Below are 17,846 nucleotides of genomic sequence, written 5' to 3' on the forward strand. Positions count from 1 at the left end.
AAAGTCTCACGAAAAAGGGCAGGCAACGTCACCGCCGCCTGCCCCGTCCAAGCGTCAGGCGTTTAGCGGAATTCGCCGGCCAGGGCCTCGACAAGCTCCAGACCATCGGCGGTGATGAACCCCGGGCCCGAATTGATGTTGTTGCCCGGCAGAACGCCATAGCGGTGGTAATTGGTCAGAACCACAACCGGCAGATAGGCCTGCAGGAAGGGCTGCTGGTCGATGCCCCACTGGATCACCCCGTCCCGGATGCCGTTGACGATGTTTTCGCCCAAATCGAATGTGCCGAAATAGATGTCACCGGCCAGGCCCAGCTCTTCCAGGGCCAGGATCGTCGGATCGGCGCTGGTCGGCCCAAGGGTCAGGATACCGTCCGTGTCGGGATTGGCGTTCAGATAGGCCATGACCCGGTTCTGGATTTCCTGTGGATCCTGCCCGGCATCGATCATGCTTTCGCCCAGTTCCACACCCAGACCGTCCGCGAAGCCCTGGCAGCGCTCGGCCACGACGGGGTTGGAGATCACGTGGTTCACACACAGGAAGCTGGTCACCCCGTCATCCGCCGCGCGCTGACCGGCCGCAAAGCCCGCATCATATTCCGGCTGACCCACATACATCAGGGCGCCCACTTCGCGCGCCTGTTCGGGTGTGCCCGAATTCATGATGATCACATCGATGCCCGCATCCACCGCGGCCTGGATCGAATCGTTCAGAACGGTCGGGTCGGCCAGGGTGGTGATGATGCCATCGGGGCCGCTCGCCGCCGCCTGTTCGATGATGCGCGCCATGTCGGCGATGTCACCGGTGGGCGGGTTGCGATATTCAACCTCCACATTCATCTGCTCACCGGCAAGGCTCAGCGCATTGCGGATCGTGTTCCACCAGCTGTCGCTATCGGGCGCATGGCTGACCAGGATATACCGCTCCCCTTCCGCGTGAACCGCTGTGGCCCCCATCAGCGCGGTGGCGGCCACGGCCGTCACGGCGAGGGTTTTGAAAAATGTCTTCATGAAGTCCTCCCAATAGGTCTGTTGGTGGGTCAGGCTCCTCAGCGGCCCACCTTGGGCGAAACCGTAGCTGCGATTCGGATTCTTTGCAACCGGTTGCAAAACGACGTTCCGTTTTGCATCATCGTCCCGATGCTGTATTCGCGATCACGCTTTCTTATCGACCGGATCGAACCATGCCCGTGACACTTAAAGATGTGGCCGCCAAGGCAGGTGTGTCGCGCTCTGCCGTGTCGCGCACCTTTACCGAAGGCGCGTCCGTCTCACCACTGACCCGCGCCAAGGTGGAAAAGGCCGCGGATGAATTGGGATATTCGCCCAATGCGCTGGCCTCATCGCTGACAACCGGGCGCACCAAGCTGATCGGGCTGGTGTCAAACAACTTCACCAACCCGTTGTTTCTGGAGGTTTTCGACCGGTTCACGCGTGGCTTGCAGGATCGCGGGCTGCGGCCTTTGCTGGTCAATCTTCCCAAAGATGAAACCGATCCCGCCACGTCGGCACGGATGCTGCGGCAATATTCGGTGGACGGGGCGATTGTGGCCTCGTCGACCCTGCCGCCCTCCTTCGCCGAGGCCTATCGCGCCGCGGGCATTCCCGTCGTGCATTCGTTCGGACGGTTCTCCACCGCACCCCAGGTCCATGTTGTGGGGATCGACAATGTCGCCTGCGGGCGGATGGCGGGCGAGACTTTGATCGCGCGCGGCTATCGACGTGTCGCCTTTCTCGGCGGGCCGGAACAGGCGACCTCCACCCAGGACCGTGCCCTTGGGTTTCTGGCCGCCCTGCGCGAACGGCCAGAGATCGAGGTGTCCGTCAGCTATGCCTCGGCCTATTCCTTCGATGCGGGCCGGGTCGAGATGACCAAGCTGCTGATGCAGGATCCGGCCCAAGCCTATTTCTGCGGAGATGATGTCTTGTCCGTGGGCGCGTTATCCGCGGTGCAAGAGGCCGGGCTAAGCTGCCCGGGCGATATCGGGATTATCGGGCTCAACGACATGCAGATGGCCGGGTGGCAGAATATCAATCTGACCACCATTCGTCAGCCGGTGGCTGAGATCATCGGCGCGTCCATCGATCTGGTGATCGACACTGTCGCCGATCCGAAACGCCACCCCGAAACGCGTCTGTTTCCGTGCCGCGTCGTCGAACGCGGAACCCTGCGCCCGCTCACAGACAGGCGCAACGCTCGGTGAATCCGTGCGAAAATAGTGTAGTTACAGAATAACTACAGAGTCACGACGGGGTCTTTACATCGCCTGACGGAACATCGGCGGTCGCGCATCAACCCACGCCCCGCGCTCTTTGGCCGAGGCCACAGCCCCGTAAACCGCTGCCATGGACCGCACACCGTCCACCGCCGTGGGATAGCTTCCATGCGCCTCGCCGCGGATCGCTGCAGCCAGGTCGAGATAGATATTGGCAACCGCCAATGGGAAGCCTTCGGGATGGGCGATGGCCACACGGCTCAAACGGTCAGCCTCGCTGCTGAGACCCGCTTCGCCTTTCTCCATGATCTGGGTTCTGCCCCCGACAGGCGTGTAAAACACCTGATTGGGCTGCTCACTCGCCCACCGGAATCCTCCAGTCTCTCCAAAGACTTGGATGTCAAACCCGTGCTGTCGACCGATGGCGACGGAACTGGTCCAAAGCCGCCCGACAGTGCCGCCTTCCATGCGGAAATTCACCATCGCATCGTCTTCCAGCACGCGGCTCTCGATGGTGCTGGCGAAATCCGCGGACAGCTCGCGCACCTCATCCCCGCAGATGAAACTCACCATATGCATCGCATGGATCCCGCAATCGGCAAACTGCCCGGAAACGCCAGCCATGTCAGGGTCATAGCGCCACCGGACCCGCGGATTGTCGGCATCCGTGGCGTCGCCGTGATGCCCATGCGAGAACGCGGTCACAACCAGGCGGATTTTGCCGATAAATCCGCGACTTACGAGGTGTTTCATCTCCCGCACCATCGGATAGGCCGAATAGCAATAGTTCACCGCGCAGATCTTGCCGGAGGCTTCGGCAATCCTCACGATCTCTTCGCCTTCTTCGACACTCATCGTCATCGGCTTTTCGCATAAGACGTTGAAACCGCTTTCCAAAAAGGCCTTGGTGATCTCGAAATGGGTCGCGTTCGGCGTTGCAATTGTCACCAGGTCGATACGGTCATCCCGCGCGGTTTCGCCTGCCAACATCTCTCGCCAATCGCCATAAGCGCGATCAGGGGCGACCCCCAGACGTTCGGCATAATCTCGTCCGCGGGCGGCATCATGATCCAAGGCCCCCGCGGCAAGGGTGAAATTGCCATCGGCTTGCGCGCCGAGCCGGTGTGCGGGCCCGATCTGGCTGCCTTCCCCGCCGCCAATCATGCCCCAATTCAGTTTAGCCATGGCATGTAACTCCTTCAAAACCCGATACTTTGCAGGTATTCTCGATTGGCGCGCGCATCATCCATCGGACGCACGTCAAGGGTCGGGTCGCAATCCTGCTCGACAGTGCACCAGCCCTGGAACCCCGCATCCAACAGAGTTTGACGCACCGCGGGAAAATCCACGTCGCCTTGTCCGAGATTGCAGAAGATCTTTTGCCCACACGCGTCGTAGAACCCTGTGCTTTTGGCAATAACATCTGCTTTAATAACAGGATCTATATCTTTGAAATGCATATAAGAAATACGGTCCATATGCCGCTTCATAAAGGCGATGGGATCGAACCCGGCATAGGAATGGTGGCCGGTATCGAAGCAAATCTTCAGGATCGTTTCCGGCACTTCGTCCAATAGGCGCTCAAGTTCCGGCTCGAAATCCATGAACCCCGCGGCATGGGCATGAATGCCAACGGTCAACCCGTACTCCTCCGCCCCAAGCTTGGCCACATGGGCGATCCGGTCGCGATAGGCCGCCCATTCGGCCTGGCCCATCTGCTCGGCGGCTTCGGCTCGACCTGCTGTCGGCGCCCGCCGCGGAGAGATCGAGTCAATCAAAACAAGATGTTGCGCACCATGGGCCGTCAGCGCCTTGCAGGTCCGCACGGCCCCATCCAACACATCATCCCAGGCATCGGGATCGTGAAATGGCCGAAAGACAACGCCACCGATTAGTTCAAGATCGTGCTCGCTCAGCGCGTCCCCCAATTCGACCGGATCTTCCGGCATGAACCCAACCGGCCCAAGCTCAATCCCCGTGTAGCCAGCACCGGCGCATTCAGCCAATACCGTGCGCCATGCCGGATTGCGCGGATCGCCCGCGAATTCCACACCCCACGAACAGGGTGCATTTCCGATGCGGATACTCATTTGATTTCCCTTTCAGTCCAGAGGGATAGGCTGCCAAGTTCCAGTATCTGACGCCACAAAAGCAGCGTCGATTATGCGACTGACTTTCAAGCCATCGCGGAAAGTCGGCCAAACCGGCTCCCCGGTGTCGATGGCCTTCAGGAAATCGCGCGCTTCGATGATGATTTGATCCTGATATCCGGTGCCGTGACCCGGCCCCTGACAAAACGGCAGGTAATCCGGATGCTCCGGCCCGGTGAGGATTTTCGTGAATCCACGCGTCGCCTCAGGCCCTTCGGCCCGGTAGAGATGGACCGCATTCTGATCCTCTTGATCGAAGCGGATCGCGCCTTTTGTACCTTGGATTTCATAGGCATAGCCCATCTTCCGCCCCGTGGCGATCCGGCTGAAAAACAGGTGACCCATGACGCCGCTTTCAAACCGCACCATCATCTGGGCTTGGTCATCATTGTCGACTTTGTCACCGCCGCGGATCGCATGTACCGTATCGATCTGTGCGGAAACCTCGGCGATCGGCCCCATCAGCGCCAAAGCACAATTCACCATATGTGGCGCAAGATCGCCCATAGTCCCGTTCGCGCGTCCGGTTGTCCGCCACGTCGCGGACAGCGCAGGATCGGCCAAGAAATCCTCGGTATGTTCGCCGCGAAACCAGGTGACATCGCCAATCACGCCGTCCGACAGCAGGCGTCGGACGAATTGCGTCGCCGGGGTGCGGACGTAGTTGAAGCCGATCATGTTCGGCACTCCGCTCGCCTCGGCCGCCGCAACCATCGCCCGCGCATCTTCAACCGATGCGCCAAGGGGTTTCTCGCAAAAAACCGGCTTTCCCGCGGCAAAGGCGGTTTCGGCGATTTGCCGGTGCGTTTCCTGAGGAGAGGCAATTACAATTGCGCCGACCGACGGATCAGACACCACATCGCGCCACGATTCTGCTGCGCGATCAAAGCCATAGGCCATTCGATAGCGCTCGGCCGATTCCATCGACGATGCGGCGATGACCGCGAGCTTTGGGCGCAACGGTGTGTCAAAGACCGCACCGACCGCCGCCATCGCGACCGCATGGGCCTTACCCATATAGCCCCCGCCTATCAAGCCAATGCCGATTTCACCCATTGGTACGCCTCCCTGAGGTTGCCTGTTGCAACCGGTTGCAAAACGGGTATCCTGAGTCTTGAAACTTCGCAAGACGCAATTGACCGCGCCCGATGCGACCCGGATTTTGGGGGAGAGACCATGCCTGACAGCGGTGACACAATCCGCCTTACGGTGGCGCAAGCCATCGTACGATATCTCTTAAACCAGTATATCGAGATTGACGGTGTTGAAACTCACATTTGCGGCGGTGGCTTCGGTATCTTTGGCCATGGAAACGTGCCTTGTCTGGGTGAGGCTCTGTATCCAGTTCAGAATGAGATGCCCCTTTACCGCGGGCAAAACGAACAGAGCATGGGGTTTGCCGCGGCGGCTTACGCAAAGTACCATTTGCGTCAACGGTTTATGTTTTGCACAGCCTCGGCTGGGCCCGGCACCGCGAATCTGCTGACCGCTTCGGCGCTTGCCCACGCAAATCGGCTGCCTATGCTGATGTTATGTGGCGACACGTTCATCACGCGCCTACCGGATCCCGTTTTGCAGCAGCTGGAGCATTTTGGAAATCCAACGCTCGGCGTGAATGACGCTTTCAAGGCAGTGACGCGGTACTGGGATCGGATCACACATCCGGCCCAGATTATTCACACACTCCCGGCGGCGCTGGCAACGATGCTCGACCCTGCCGATTGCGGCCCGGCCTTCTTGGGCTTACCGCAAGATGTCCAAGGTTGGGCTTATGATTATCCGGTAGAGTTCTTCAAACGTCGAGTTCACCATATTCGGCGGCAAGCACCTGATGCTCTTGAGGTTTCCGCAGCTGTTGACGCGCTGAAAGCAGCCAAACGGCCATTGATCATCGCAGGCGGCGGCGTGCAATATTCCAAAGCCGTTGATGCCCTCGGTGCGTTTGCGGCATCGCATCAGATACCCGTCGTTGAAACGATCGCAGGACGCGCCAATCTGACCGCAGACGACCCGATGAATATGGGTCCGCTGGGGGTTACGGGCTCGGACAGTGCGAATTGGGCCGCCGCACATGCCGATGTCATTTTGGCTATCGGCACACGTTTGCAGGATTTCACCACAGGATCCTGGACTGCATTCGCGAAGGACGCGCAAATCATCGGGCTGAATGCCGGGCGTCACGATGCGGCCAAACACTTTAGCCTTCCGGTTGTCGGCGATGCCCGCGAAGGGATGCAGGCGATCTCAGATGCGTTGGGCACGCATACCGCACCCCTCGATTGGTTGAATGCCTGCCGTGCAGAGCGCAAGACATGGGACAGCTATGTTGCAGAGAATACGCGCGCCGGGAATGGACCAAACTCCTACGCCCAGGCCATCGGCATCGTAAATGATCTCTGCGCGCCAGAAGACCGAATTGTTGCCGCGGCAGGCGGCCTACCCGCCGAAGTGACCGCAAATTGGCGCACACTTCTGCCTGGAACCGTCGATGTTGAGTTCGGCTTCTCATGTATGGGCTATGAAATTGCCGGTGGGTGGGGGGCACGAATTGCACAATCCCAGCATGAGCCCACAAAAGATACCATTGTTTTTACGGGAGATGGCAGCTATCTCTTGATGAATTCCGATATCTACTCAAGTGTCCTCTCCGAAAAGAAGCTGATCGTATTGATCTTGGACAATGGCGGCTTCGCAGTCATCAACAAGCTGCAAAACAACACCGGAAATGAGAGCTTCAACAACCTGATCGCCGATTGCCCGACGATCCCGGATCCATTCACGGTCGATTTCGAAGCGCATGCGCGATCGATGGGCGCCCATGCTGAAACGGTCGCAAATCCGGCCGAACTCGCTGAAGCCTTCAAGCGCGCCAAAGGTGCAGACAAGACTTCAGTTATTGTCATGAAAGTTGACCCCTATGACGGTTGGACGACAGAAGGGCATACCTGGTGGGAGGTCGGCACGGCCCAGGTCTCGGACAATCCGAATGTGCGCGAAAAACACCTGGAATGGGAATCCGAGCGCGTGAAGCAACGGCAGGGCGTCTGATGCAACTGACAGGCAAATCCTTTGTCATCATCGGTCGCGCCGGCATGGATTTCTATCCGGATCCGCCGGGCACCAAAACCGAAGAGGCGACACAGTTTTTCGCCTGCTTGGGCGGCTCATCGGCCAATATCGGTGTGGCGATCTGCAAGTTGGGCGGGCAAGCGGCGCTTGTGACACGCGTTTCGGACGATGCGATTGGGCGGTTCGCGATCAATCAATTGGCGCATTACGGGATAGATCACAAACATGTCGCGCCCGTCGGGGGGGAGGCGCGCAACTCTCTTGCAGTCGTCGAGTCGCGGATCGAGGATCATCAATCGGTGATCTACCGCAACGGCGCTGCGGATTTCGAAATGACCGTGGATGACGTCTCGGCCGTTGATTACGTATCCTACGACGCGCTGATTACAACGGGTACCGTTTTTGCCGCTGAACCGTCACGCAGTGCGGCCTTTGCTGCGTTCCAACGCGCCAAAGATGCCGGTCTGCCCCTGATTTTCGACATCGATTACCGGCCCTATTCCTGGCCCTCCGCCGAAATGGCCGCTGAGGTGTATTCGCGGGCCGGCGCGATGTGTGACGTGATCGTTGGCAACGACCTGGAGTTTGGATTCATGGCCGGCAGCTATGAAAAGGGCTTGGACAAAGCCCGGGACTTGGTCCGACAAGGCGCCAAGATCGCCGTCTACAAGATGGGTGAACAGGGCGCGATTACCATCACCGCCGATGGCGAGGTGCGGACCGGGATCTACCGGACAGAGGCGCTGAAGCCCACTGGCGCTGGCGACAGCTTCATGGGTGGCTTCGTATCAGGTTTGGCCGACGGTCTCGCGGTCAAAGACGCTGTTCTGCAGGGCTCAGCCGCAGCCGCCATGGTCGTGGCACGTGTCGGATGTGCACCGGCAATGCCGACACGCATTGAGCTAGACGATTTTATCAATGGCCACCCCGGCCCCAGCCCGGCCTAGGAGGACCCAATGCATATCCCCCCTTTTGACAATCAAAACAAAGCGATCGTCGACGTCGATGATGCGCATGTGCCGTTGACATACTTTAATATTGTGAAGTTGAAAGCCGGAGAAACGTTTGATTACCGGTTATCCAATTACGAAACCTGTATCGTTCCCGCGACCGGCACAGTCGATGTCGAAGTTGATGGTGAGATATTCGCCGAGATCGGCAATCGCGGTGCGGATGTGTGGGACGGTGACCCGGAAGGTGTCTATGTGCCGACACATACAGGTGCCCGTATCACGGCGCGGACAGACACCGAGACCTTCATTGCAGGTGCGAAATTCGCCGAAACGCTAACGCCATTTGCTGTGCGCTCTCACGAGTTGGACCTCGTCCAATATGGATCCGACGACACGAAAACACACCGTAAAATCAAGCATATATTGGGCGCCGGACATCATGAACGCGTGGGCCGATTGTTGGTATCGGAGCTTTTTACGGTGGGCGCTGGCGGCTGGTCGGGCTTTCCCAGCCACAAACACGATACCGATCGCTTGCCCGAGGAATCGCGGCATGACGAATGCTATAATTTTCGGTTCAAGCCGAATTACGGCTCCGGGCTTCAGATGCTGCAACGTGTCGATAATGAGCCGGGTGATGCCTACCACATCATGGACGGATCAACGGTGTTGATCGACAAAGGGTATCACCCCTGTTGTGCGTTACCCGGTTATGAAATGTACTATTTCACCATTCTCGGCGGGCTCAGCCAGCGCAGTTTGAAGCAGTATTTTCAGCCCACTCATGCAGAACAGCTCCATACGATCCCCGGGATCATGGACATGGTGGCGAAGTTCAAATGACGCTCGCCACCTTGTCTGACGTTCTACACCCCGCGATGCGCGGCGGATATGCCGTGCCGGGCCTTGTGTGCTTGGGTTGGGAGGATATGCGGGCCTTTGCGATGGCAGCCGAGGCTGAAAAAGCGCCTGTCATTTTGCAGGCGGGCCCGTCATGCCGCGATCACACGCCCCTGCCCGTCCTGGGCGCGATGATGCGATCACTTGCCGACAGCGTGGCGGTTCCGGTCGTCGTCCATCTCGATCACGGCTATACAATGGCGGAATGCGAAGCTGCGCTGGAGGCGGGTTTTACCTCGTTGATGTTTGACGGCTCCCGCAAGCCTTTGGCGGAAAACATCGCCGAAACACGGGCCGTCGCGGAACTGGCCCATGGGGCCGGGATCTCTTGCGAAGGTGAGATCGGGTTTGTCGGTTATTCCGGCGGCGAAGCCTCCGCCGGGACCGATCCCGAGGACGCCGCAATCTTCGCTCGGGAGACCGGGATCGATGCTATGGCAATCTCCGTCGGTAACGTTCATCTTCAGCAAAATAAGGAAGGCGGGCTGGATGAAGCGCGGATCGCGGCGATTGATGCCGTCACGGACGTTCCCCTTGTGATCCATGGCGGGTCGGGCGTGCCCGTCGCCCAACGCGGCACGCTGGCGGCCCAAACCGGCATCTGCAAATACAATATCGGGACGGAATTGCGCATGGCCTTTGGCACAGCCCTGCGCGCGGCAGTTAACAATGATCCCGATCGCTTCGATCGCGTGCAGATTCTGCGCGAGACCCATGACCCTGTTTTCCAAGCCGCCCGCCAGGTGATCCGCGGCGTCGGCGCCTCTGGCAAAGGATAGCCATATGATCCGTATCGGACTTCTCGGATGTGGTCGGATCGGCCAAGTCCATGCGCGCACGATCAAAGGCCTGGAGAGTGCGCATGTCGTTGCGGTGGCGGATGCCATGCCGGAAGCTGCCTTGAGCTTGGCAAATCAGATCGGTGCAGAGGTCAGAGACACCGACGCAATCCTATCCGGCAGCGATATCGATGCGGTTGTAATTGGCACGCCCACAAATACACATTTCGAACAAATTCACGCCGCCACAGAAGCTTCCAAAGCGATCTTCTGTGAAAAACCTGTGGATATGTCGGTGGAGAACATTCGGAAACTGATGGAAGGCGTCAGAAGGGCAAATGTCCCGTTCTTCACAGCTTTCAACCGGCGCTTCGATCCGAATTTTGCAGACCTTCAGGCACAGATCCAGGCCGGGACCATCGGTGCTGTGGAATTGGTTCAGATCACCTCCCGCGACCCCTCTCCACCGCCGATCGGCTATATCAAATCCTCAGGCGGTCTGTTCCGCGATATGATGATCCATGATTTCGACATGGCACGGTTCTTGGTCGGTGAGGAATTTGTGCGATTGTCCGCGGTAGGGTCGTGTCTGGTTGATCCGGATATCGGCGCGGCGGGCGACATCGATACCGCTTCGGTCACCCTCACGACTGCCGCCGGGAAAATCTGCACCATCACAAATTCGCGCCGCGCGGCCTATGGCTACGACCAACGGATCGAGGTGCACGGCGCCGACGGGATGCTGCGGGCAGAGAACATTCTGGAGACCTCGGTGGAACGCGCCACCGCCCAGGGGTTCCAAAAGGCGCCAACGATGCACTTCTTCCTGGAACGCTATGAGGCCGCCTATCGCGCTGAAATGGTTGCCTTTATCGATGCGCTTCAGAACAAAGGCCGTATAAGCCCAGATATCGAAGACGGCCTGCGCGCCCAGATGCTGGCGGATGCCGCAGCGCATTCCCTTGAAACTGGCCGAGCCGTCGAGATCGCGCCCTAATCCTCCTCACCCGGATCACGCCAGGTGATCAGCAGATGCCAAGCGAGAAAACCACCAATTCCCGCAAAGAGGTATGCCCAAATCGCATTGTCTTGCGATAACTCGACAAACGCCCATAGGAACGGCGCCGCTGTCACAGCGGCGCGGCGCCAGAGTGGGCGAAAAAACGGATGGCTGGGATCAAGCAGTTTCATAGCCATCCAGTGCCAAATCCATCGCTTGTGCGCAATTCGTCTTTCATGGCCCGGTCAGCCAATGGGCAAGCGCGGCATGCGTCGCTGCGGGTTGTTCCAGGGTCGGCAGATGCCCTGCCCCCGCGATCACCTGTAGCTCTGCGCCGGGGATCAGATCACGCATCATCTCATGGCGGCTGACCGGACACAGCGTATCCTCAGCCCCACATAACACGAGGACGGGCACCGACAGGCTGCGCAAGGTCTCTGTCTGGTCGGGCCGCATCTGCAGGGCACGGGATTGGCGGATGAACACATCGGGGCCCAGCGCTTCGGCCATCGCCATGCACAGATCCAGGATCGCACCTGTCGTGGGGCCATCGGCCAGGTAATTCGGCTTCATCTCGTCACGCATCATCGCGCGCAGACCACCGGCCTGAACCTCTGCGATTTGCCGATCGCGATCTGCCGCGCGTTCGGGCGTGTCGGGCAACGGGTTGGTGTCCAGCAGGGCCAGCCGGGTCACCCGCTCGGGCGCCTGGGCCAGGATCTCCATCGCCACGATACCGCCCATTGACAAGCCGGCCAGCGCAAACCGCGCAGGCGCATCCGACAAGATCTGCGCCGCCAGGTCCTGAACACGCTCCGCCCCCGATAACGGGGCGACCATGACAGCACGCTCCGCGGAAAACGCGGTGATCTGCGGCTCAAACAGCCGCGCATCGCACATCATGCCGGGCAACAAGACCAAGGGCTCGTGCATCACACCAGCTCCCCGCCTGGCGCCTGGCTGCGGCGCCACACCTCTGCCACGCCCGCGGCCAGGACCAACAGGCCGCCCGTCCATTCCGCTGCGCTCAACGCCTCTCCGGCGAACAGGGCGGCAGAAGCGGCGCCCACCAACACTTCGATCATCAGCAAGATGCCAACGCGCGCCGGTTCCAATTTCGTCGAGGCCCAGATGAACAGGCTCATCAAACCGCCCCACCAAAGTCCGCCCGCCGCCAAAGTCCATAAAGCCAGATCCCAGATCGGCCCCAAAGCCTCGACCTGCGGCAGCGGCGCCAGCAGGGGCGCCAAAATGCCCGCAGCCAAGCACGCGCCCAGCACGAACAAAAACCCGGTTTCCTGCGGGCCGATGGTCAGCCGCGTGCGGATCCCGGTGGACGAAATCGAAAAAAGCAGCCCGGCGATCAGGCCCAGCCAATCGCCCATCCCCCGTGGCACCGGCAATTGCGTGCCAGATCCCAGCACCAGAACCATGCCGCCCAGCCCAAGCCCGAGGGCCAAGAGACGCGAGCGGGTGACAGTCCAACCCAGGACGTATCGCGCGATCAGCGTGCTCCAGACCGGGGTGAGGTAGAACAGGATCAGGACAATCGCCACGCGCCCATAGATCAGGCCAACAGAGAACAGCGCAAAGGCAAAGCCCCCCAAGATGACCGAGGCCGCCGCCAGCGGGTCGATCCGCGCAAGGCTGTGGCGCCGCAGGATCGCAAAGGGCGCCAGGATCAGCGCCGCAGTGCTGACCACCGCCAAAGTTCCCCAGGCGCCCGTCAGGCCCAGATCCTCCAGGGCGCGGATCGGCACCCAATAGAGGCCCCAGAAAAAGCCGATTGCCAGGATGACGCCACTGGCCAGGAAGGTGGGGGAAAGTCGTGCCATACCCGCCCCTATGCAGCGCGAAAAGCGCGGCGCGCAAGTGCGATCTGCGCCGTCACGCCGGTTGCAGGTTGGATCGCGGCAACATTCCGGCACCCAGGATATGGTCGGCCGTCTTCTCACCGGTCATGATCGACGGCGCGTTCAGATTCCCGTTGGTGATCCGCGGAAAGATCGAGCTGTCAGCCACCCGCAGCCGATCCACACCGATCACACGCGCCTCCGGGTCGACCACAGCCATGGGATCATCGGCGGCCCCCATCCTGCAGGTGCCGCAGGGGTGATAAGCGCTTTCGGCATGTTCGCGGATAAATGCATCCAGCGCATCGTCGCTTTGCACCTCCGCCCCCGGCTGGATTTCCTGGCCACGATAGGGATCGAAGGCCGCCTGACCGAAAATCTCGCGGGTCAGGCGGATACAACGGCGGAAATCGCGCCAATCCTCGTCATGGGACATGTAATTGAACGCGATCCGCGGCGCCTCATCGGGATCGGTTGATTTCAAGGTGATCGCCCCGCGCGACTTCGACCGCATCGGGCCCACATGGGCTTGGAACCCATGGCCCTCAGCGGCGGTGGTGCCGTCATAGCGGATCGCCATGGGCAGGAAGTGATACTGAATGTCGGGATAGGCGACATCCTCACGCGACCGCAGAAAGGCCGCACTTTCGAATTGGTTCGACGCCCCAAGGCCGGTCTTGGTGAACAGCCAGCGCGCGCCGATGACACCTTTGCTGATCAGATTCCAATAGCGATATAGCGTGATGGGCCGCGTGCAGGCCTGCTGGATATACAGCTCAAGGTGATCTTGCAGGTTTTGGCCCACGCCGGGTCGGTCGGCGACCACGTCAACCCCATGCTCGGCCAGATGCGCCGCAGGGCCGATCCCCGACAACATCAATAGCTTGGGCGAGTTGATGGCCGAGGCCGCAACGATCACCTCGCGGTTCGCTCGGATGATCTGTGTTTGCCCGCCCTGCCGCAATTCGACACCCGTCGCGCGCCCTTCTTCGATCACCACACGCTGTGCCAATCCATGAAGGATCTGGCAATTGGGACGTTTCAGGGCGGGCCGCAGATAGGCATTGGCGGCGGACCAACGGCGACCGCTCCAGACGGTCTGCTCCATCGGGCCGAAGCCTTCCTGCCGCTGACCGTTATAATCTTCGGTCACACCGTAGCCCGCCTGGGCGCCGGCCTCGACAAAGGCGTGAAACAGCGGGTTGTCACGCGGCCCGCGGGTCACATGCAGCGGGCCATCCGTGCCGCGCCATTCCGGGTCGCCGCCATGCCCACCGCTATGCCAATGCTCCATCCGTTTGAAATAGGGCAGCACATCGGCATAGGCCCAACCCTCGGCACCCGCCTCGGCCCAATGGTCGAAATCCATCGCATGGCCGCGCACATAGACCATCCCGTTGATCGAGCTGGACCCGCCGATCACCTTCCCGCGCGGACAGGCCAGCACACGTCCGCCTAAATGCGGCTCAGGCTCGGACTTAAATCCCCAATCGTAGCGGCGCATATTCATCGGATAGCTCAACGCCGCGGGCATCTGGATGAAGGGGCCGATATCGCTCCCGCCATATTCCAGGACCAGCACCGAATGCTTGCCGCTTTCCGATAGCCGATAGGCCAGCGCCGATCCGGCGGACCCGGAGCCAATGATTACGTAGTCAAATGCCGTCATGACGCCCGATTAGACCGACATTGCGGCAGAGGCCATGCCCAATTCGACGCTGTTACGCGGTTTCGCGACCTATGGGATTGTAGCGCCCTTCAGACCCAGCCGCGCCTGCATATTCCTGCTGATCCCTTGGGTGATCCGATCCGCAATCATGGCGATGATCGCCATGCCGATCCCGGCAATCATGCCGACGCCGAAATCTCCGTCGCTCAAACCGATATAGATCTGTTGACCCAGATCGTCGGTGCCGACCAGGGCCGTGATCACCAGCATGGAAATCGCGAACATGATGGTCTGGTTCAACCCCAGCAGGATCGAGGGCAGCGCCATCGGCAGCTTGACATGCCAGAGCAGTTGCAGCCGCGTGGCGCCGATGGCCGTTGCGGCCTCCACCACCGTCTCGGGCACATTGCGCAACCCATGTTCGGTGTAGCGCACGGCAGGCACGATCGCATAGGTCACAATCGCCAAAAGGGCCGTAAACTCTCCGATCCGGAAGATCATCACAAACGGGATCAGGATCACGAACAGCGGCATGGTCTGCAGCGTATCGATGACCGGGCGCACGATGGCCGATACGGTTCGGTTCTCCGACGCCGCGATGCCGATCAGGGCGCCGAACCCGAAGGACACGATCACCGCCACGCCGCAAAGGTAAAGCGATACGACCGACGGCTCCCAGATACCCGTCACCAGCAGAAAGGCGATGCCCAACCCGGCGCCGATGGCCAAACCGCGTCCGCCGACCTGCCAGGCCAGCGCCACGATGATCAGGGCCAGCGCCAACCAGGGTGTGCCCGTTAATCCGTGATACAATAGCAGCCCCACGATGATCAGTGCGAAGGCCCCCATCCGGCGCCCCGACACGAACAGGATCGTCGCCGCCACCAGCAGGATTGCCGCCATCCAGGCCGTAATCGTCGGCGTCAGCGCAAAGCCCCAGGAAAACGGGCTGATCGCCTGGGTCAGGCCAATCTTGATCGGCAACATCACGTAGAAAAACGCCGCCGTCTTGATCGCCTCAAGCTGGACCCGAAACTCGGTATAGGCCCAATCCAGGCTCGCATTGATCGCAGGCGCCGGGTTGATCTGCATGCCCTCGGGCACCTGGTGCAAGACCGGGAAGACGGCCGCCAGCGCACTTGCCGCCACAATCGCACCCAGGATCAGGGCCCAGGCCGCGCGAGAGGCAGAGGTGCCGGTTTGGTTCGCGAACCCCGCCGTGATCCGGTCCAGCGCCATGGCGATCAGCGCGATGACCAGACCCGCCAACAGGCTTTCGCCGAACTCGGCCCGGCGCATGGTCGACAGCACCTCCCACCCGATATCATTGGTGCCGCCGATGATGGCGGCGATGATCACCATCGACAGCGACGCCATCGTCGCTTGATTGACGCCCAGCAAAAGCTGCCGCCGCGCCGTGGGCACGCGCACCTGCCAGAACAATTGCCGGGGCCTGGCGCCGCTCATCAGCCCCGCCTCGACCACTTCCGGCGGCACAGCGCGCAGGCCGATGATCGTGTTGCGCACCATCGGCGGAAAGGCGAACAGGACCGAAGCGACGAGGCCCACCGTGGTGCCGAAGCCGAACAACAAAAGGATCGGCAGCAGATAGGCAAAGGCCGGAATCGTTTGCAGCAGGTCAAGCGTCGGCATGATCGCGCGGCGCGCCCGCTCGGATCGGAACCCCCAGGCCCCGACGGCAAAGCCGATCCCCACCGCCAGCGGCACCGAGATTAGAACCAAGGCCAAAGAGTTCATCGACTCCGCCCAATAGCCGATCATCGCCATGTAGATCAGGCTCAACCCGGTGAAGATCGCCAGGCCAGGGCCCGAGGCGCGCCACGCAAGCCAAACCCCCAAAAGGATCATCGCAGGCCACGGGATGGCCGCCAGAACCGTCCGCGCGGCCAGAATCGGCCAGTCGAACAGCCAGGCAATGCCCCGGAACAGCCAGCCGAATGCGCCAATGAACCATTGCATCGCCGCGTTCATCGGCCCGGTGACCGGCAGGACCAGAGCATCGGGATAGTCGTCCAAGGCGCCCAACAGGCTGTCGAACGAGACCGCGAGCGCCGTGAACAGCGCCACACCGGCCCACAGGATCAGGCTTCTGCGGTCGCTATCGCTCATGGGTCGGTCTTGACGCCGCTGGCCAGGGCCGTGATCACATCCCGGCTGGTCAGATGGCCCATCGTGCCGGCAGGCAGCTTCACCGCCACGCCATGGTCAGCGGCCGCCAGTTGCGGCAAAAGATCGACAATCTGGGTGCCCCCATCGACAATCGGCAAATCCTCGGGCGGGCGGTGATCGGTCGCGACATCTGCCGCGGTCAGCACCAGTTCCCAGGGCACGTCATTGGTGAATTCGCGCACATAATCGTCGGCGGGGTTCAGGATCAGATCGACCGGGCGCCCGATCTGCACAACGGCGCCGTCCTTCATGATCGCCATCCGGTCGGCGACGCGCAGCGCCTCCAGGAAATCGTGGGTGATGAAGACGATGCTTTTATGCAATTCCGATTGCAGGCGCAGGAATTCGTCCTGCATCTGCCTCCGGATCAACGGGTCGAGCGCGCTGAACGGTTCGTCCAGGAACCAGACCTCGGGCTCGATGGCCAGCGACCGCGCGATGCCCACCCGTTGCTGCTGACCGCCGGAGAGCTGGTTGGGAAAGCTGTCTTCCCGCCCTTCCAGCCCCACCAGATCGATCACGCGATCCGCGCGCTCCAACCGGTCGCGCAGGGACAGGCCCTGTAGCTTCAGCGGAAACGCGATGTTGTCGCGCACATTCAGATGCGGCATCAGGCCGAAGCTCTGAAATACCATGCCCATCTTATGGCGGCGGATATCGATCAGTTCCTTCGGCGAGGCTTTCAGCAGATCCTCCCCGTCCAACAGAATCTCACCCGCCGTGGGCTCCACCAGCCGCGACAGGCACCGCACGATAGTGGATTTGCCCGATCCCGACAGGCCCATGATCACAAAGATCTCGCCCGGCATGACATCGAAACTGACATCGGCCGAGGCCACGATCCCATTGTCATCCCGGATCGCCTGGCACAGCGCGTGAAGATCGCCGCCATTCTGCGGCAGGCGGCTGGCATCCTCCAGATGGGCCGCGGCGCCTTGGCCGTACAGCTTCCAGACATGTTTTGCGGACAGTTTCGGCGTGGCCGAGGATACCGGCGGCGTAGCGGTCATGGTCGTTCCATCGATGGGGATCCGCGCAGGGCCGAACAAGGCCCCGCGCATTCAGACG

At 60.8% G+C, this 17,846-nt stretch carries 16 protein-coding genes; 6 read left to right on the plus strand and 10 right to left on the minus strand.

Annotation, left to right across the window (positions count from 1 at the left end):
* Positions 1 to 62: 62 nt before the first annotated feature.
* On the minus strand, positions 63 to 1,010 hold the full coding sequence (locus tag V8J82_RS02380; protein WP_339971759.1) for a sugar ABC transporter substrate-binding protein: 948 nt from the start codon (positions 1,008 to 1,010) through the stop codon (positions 63 to 65).
* A gap of 173 nt (positions 1,011 to 1,183) precedes the next feature.
* Here V8J82_RS02380 and V8J82_RS02385 point away from each other — a divergent pair, with 173 nt between their 5' ends.
* Positions 1,184 to 2,203, plus strand: coding sequence for a LacI family DNA-binding transcriptional regulator (locus V8J82_RS02385; protein WP_339971761.1), 1,020 nt, complete (start codon positions 1,184 to 1,186; stop codon positions 2,201 to 2,203).
* Between the two features lie 54 nt (positions 2,204 to 2,257).
* On the opposite strand, the gene V8J82_RS02390 is transcribed toward V8J82_RS02385, so the two are convergent.
* From V8J82_RS02390 to V8J82_RS02400, 3 genes are read right to left on the minus strand one after another with little or no spacing between them, the layout of a single operon-like run.
* The gene (locus tag V8J82_RS02390) at positions 2,258 to 3,400 is read right to left on the minus strand and encodes a Gfo/Idh/MocA family protein (RefSeq protein ID WP_339971763.1); all 1,143 of its coding nucleotides are present in this window, start codon (positions 3,398 to 3,400) and stop codon (positions 2,258 to 2,260) included.
* Between the two features lie 14 nt (positions 3,401 to 3,414).
* On the minus strand, positions 3,415 to 4,305 hold the full coding sequence (locus V8J82_RS02395) for a sugar phosphate isomerase/epimerase family protein (RefSeq protein ID WP_339971765.1): 891 nt from the start codon (positions 4,303 to 4,305) through the stop codon (positions 3,415 to 3,417).
* Between the two features lie 12 nt (positions 4,306 to 4,317).
* Positions 4,318 to 5,421: a Gfo/Idh/MocA family protein gene (locus tag V8J82_RS02400; RefSeq protein ID WP_339971767.1), complete on the minus strand. Its 1,104-nt coding sequence runs from the start codon at positions 5,419 to 5,421 to the stop codon at positions 4,318 to 4,320.
* A 120-nt stretch (positions 5,422 to 5,541) separates the two neighbouring features.
* On the opposite strand from V8J82_RS02400, the gene iolD reads away from it, so the two are divergent.
* From iolD to iolG, 5 genes are read left to right on the plus strand one after another with little or no spacing between them, the layout of a single operon-like run.
* Entirely contained in the window at positions 5,542 to 7,413 is a 1,872-nt protein-coding gene (gene iolD / locus V8J82_RS02405; RefSeq protein ID WP_339971769.1) for a 3D-(3,5/4)-trihydroxycyclohexane-1,2-dione acylhydrolase (decyclizing), read from the plus strand.
* Positions 7,413 to 8,381, plus strand: a complete 969-nt coding sequence (gene iolC, locus V8J82_RS02410) for a 5-dehydro-2-deoxygluconokinase (protein ID WP_339971770.1) — start codon at positions 7,413 to 7,415, stop codon at positions 8,379 to 8,381. The genes iolD and iolC overlap by 1 nt, the downstream gene beginning before the upstream one ends.
* A gap of 9 nt (positions 8,382 to 8,390) precedes the next feature.
* On the plus strand, positions 8,391 to 9,230 hold the full coding sequence (locus V8J82_RS02415) for a 5-deoxy-glucuronate isomerase (RefSeq protein WP_339971771.1): 840 nt from the start codon (positions 8,391 to 8,393) through the stop codon (positions 9,228 to 9,230).
* Entirely contained in the window at positions 9,227 to 10,066 is an 840-nt protein-coding gene (locus V8J82_RS02420; protein ID WP_339971773.1) for a class II fructose-bisphosphate aldolase, read from the plus strand. Before V8J82_RS02415 ends, V8J82_RS02420 begins: the two co-directional genes overlap by 4 nt.
* A 4-nt stretch (positions 10,067 to 10,070) precedes the next feature.
* Positions 10,071 to 11,063 carry an inositol 2-dehydrogenase gene (gene iolG / locus V8J82_RS02425; protein WP_339971775.1) on the plus strand — a complete coding sequence of 331 codons (993 nt, stop codon included), beginning with the start codon at positions 10,071 to 10,073 and terminating at the stop codon, positions 11,061 to 11,063.
* Here the strand turns inward: iolG and V8J82_RS02430 are convergent.
* The 6 genes from V8J82_RS02430 to V8J82_RS02455 form a co-directional block, all read right to left on the minus strand.
* The gene (locus V8J82_RS02430; RefSeq protein WP_339971778.1) at positions 11,060 to 11,257 is read right to left on the minus strand and encodes a hypothetical protein; all 198 of its coding nucleotides are present in this window, start codon (positions 11,255 to 11,257) and stop codon (positions 11,060 to 11,062) included. The two genes, iolG and V8J82_RS02430, sit on opposite strands and share 4 nt — an antisense overlap.
* A 43-nt stretch (positions 11,258 to 11,300) precedes the next feature.
* On the minus strand, positions 11,301 to 11,999 hold the full coding sequence (locus V8J82_RS02435; protein ID WP_339971780.1) for an alpha/beta fold hydrolase: 699 nt from the start codon (positions 11,997 to 11,999) through the stop codon (positions 11,301 to 11,303).
* Complete coding sequence (locus tag V8J82_RS02440; protein WP_339971782.1) at positions 11,999 to 12,901, minus strand: DMT family transporter; 903 nt, start codon at positions 12,899 to 12,901, stop codon at positions 11,999 to 12,001. Before V8J82_RS02440 ends, V8J82_RS02435 begins: the two co-directional genes overlap by 1 nt.
* A 52-nt stretch (positions 12,902 to 12,953) precedes the next feature.
* Positions 12,954 to 14,588: a choline dehydrogenase gene (gene betA, locus V8J82_RS02445; protein ID WP_339971784.1), complete on the minus strand. Its 1,635-nt coding sequence runs from the start codon at positions 14,586 to 14,588 to the stop codon at positions 12,954 to 12,956.
* Between the two features lie 69 nt (positions 14,589 to 14,657).
* Complete coding sequence (locus V8J82_RS02450) at positions 14,658 to 16,718, minus strand: ABC transporter permease (protein ID WP_339971786.1); 2,061 nt, start codon at positions 16,716 to 16,718, stop codon at positions 14,658 to 14,660.
* Positions 16,715 to 17,788, minus strand: coding sequence for a quaternary amine ABC transporter ATP-binding protein (locus tag V8J82_RS02455; RefSeq protein WP_339971788.1), 1,074 nt, complete (start codon positions 17,786 to 17,788; stop codon positions 16,715 to 16,717). The genes V8J82_RS02450 and V8J82_RS02455 overlap by 4 nt, the downstream gene beginning before the upstream one ends.
* Positions 17,789 to 17,846: the final 58 nt, after the last annotated feature.

The organism is Gymnodinialimonas mytili, assembly GCF_037544085.1.
Taxonomy (GTDB): domain Bacteria; phylum Pseudomonadota; class Alphaproteobacteria; order Rhodobacterales; family Rhodobacteraceae; genus Gymnodinialimonas; species Gymnodinialimonas mytili.

Bases quoted from the DNA above. Each gene is read 5' to 3' on its own strand.
- V8J82_RS02380 (WP_339971759.1), bottom strand. From the start codon at position 1,010: ATGAAGACATTTTTCAAAACCCTCGCCGTGACGGCCGTGGCCGCCACC.
- V8J82_RS02385 (WP_339971761.1), top strand. From the start codon at position 1,184: ATGCCCGTGACACTTAAAGATGTGGCCGCCAAGGCAGGTGTGTCGCGC.
- V8J82_RS02390 (WP_339971763.1), bottom strand. From the start codon at position 3,400: ATGGCTAAACTGAATTGGGGCATGATTGGCGGCGGGGAAGGCAGCCAG.
- V8J82_RS02395 (WP_339971765.1), bottom strand. From the start codon at position 4,305: ATGAGTATCCGCATCGGAAATGCACCCTGTTCGTGGGGTGTGGAATTC.
- V8J82_RS02400 (WP_339971767.1), bottom strand. From the start codon at position 5,421: ATGGGTGAAATCGGCATTGGCTTGATAGGCGGGGGCTATATGGGTAAG.
- iolD (WP_339971769.1), top strand. From the start codon at position 5,542: ATGCCTGACAGCGGTGACACAATCCGCCTTACGGTGGCGCAAGCCATC.
- iolC (WP_339971770.1), top strand. From the start codon at position 7,413: ATGCAACTGACAGGCAAATCCTTTGTCATCATCGGTCGCGCCGGCATG.
- V8J82_RS02415 (WP_339971771.1), top strand. From the start codon at position 8,391: ATGCATATCCCCCCTTTTGACAATCAAAACAAAGCGATCGTCGACGTC.
- V8J82_RS02420 (WP_339971773.1), top strand. From the start codon at position 9,227: ATGACGCTCGCCACCTTGTCTGACGTTCTACACCCCGCGATGCGCGGC.
- iolG (WP_339971775.1), top strand. From the start codon at position 10,071: ATGATCCGTATCGGACTTCTCGGATGTGGTCGGATCGGCCAAGTCCAT.
- V8J82_RS02430 (WP_339971778.1), bottom strand. From the start codon at position 11,257: ATGAAACTGCTTGATCCCAGCCATCCGTTTTTTCGCCCACTCTGGCGC.
- V8J82_RS02435 (WP_339971780.1), bottom strand. From the start codon at position 11,999: ATGCACGAGCCCTTGGTCTTGTTGCCCGGCATGATGTGCGATGCGCGG.
- V8J82_RS02440 (WP_339971782.1), bottom strand. From the start codon at position 12,901: ATGGCACGACTTTCCCCCACCTTCCTGGCCAGTGGCGTCATCCTGGCA.
- betA (WP_339971784.1), bottom strand. From the start codon at position 14,588: ATGACGGCATTTGACTACGTAATCATTGGCTCCGGGTCCGCCGGATCG.
- V8J82_RS02450 (WP_339971786.1), bottom strand. From the start codon at position 16,718: ATGAGCGATAGCGACCGCAGAAGCCTGATCCTGTGGGCCGGTGTGGCG.
- V8J82_RS02455 (WP_339971788.1), bottom strand. From the start codon at position 17,788: ATGACCGCTACGCCGCCGGTATCCTCGGCCACGCCGAAACTGTCCGCA.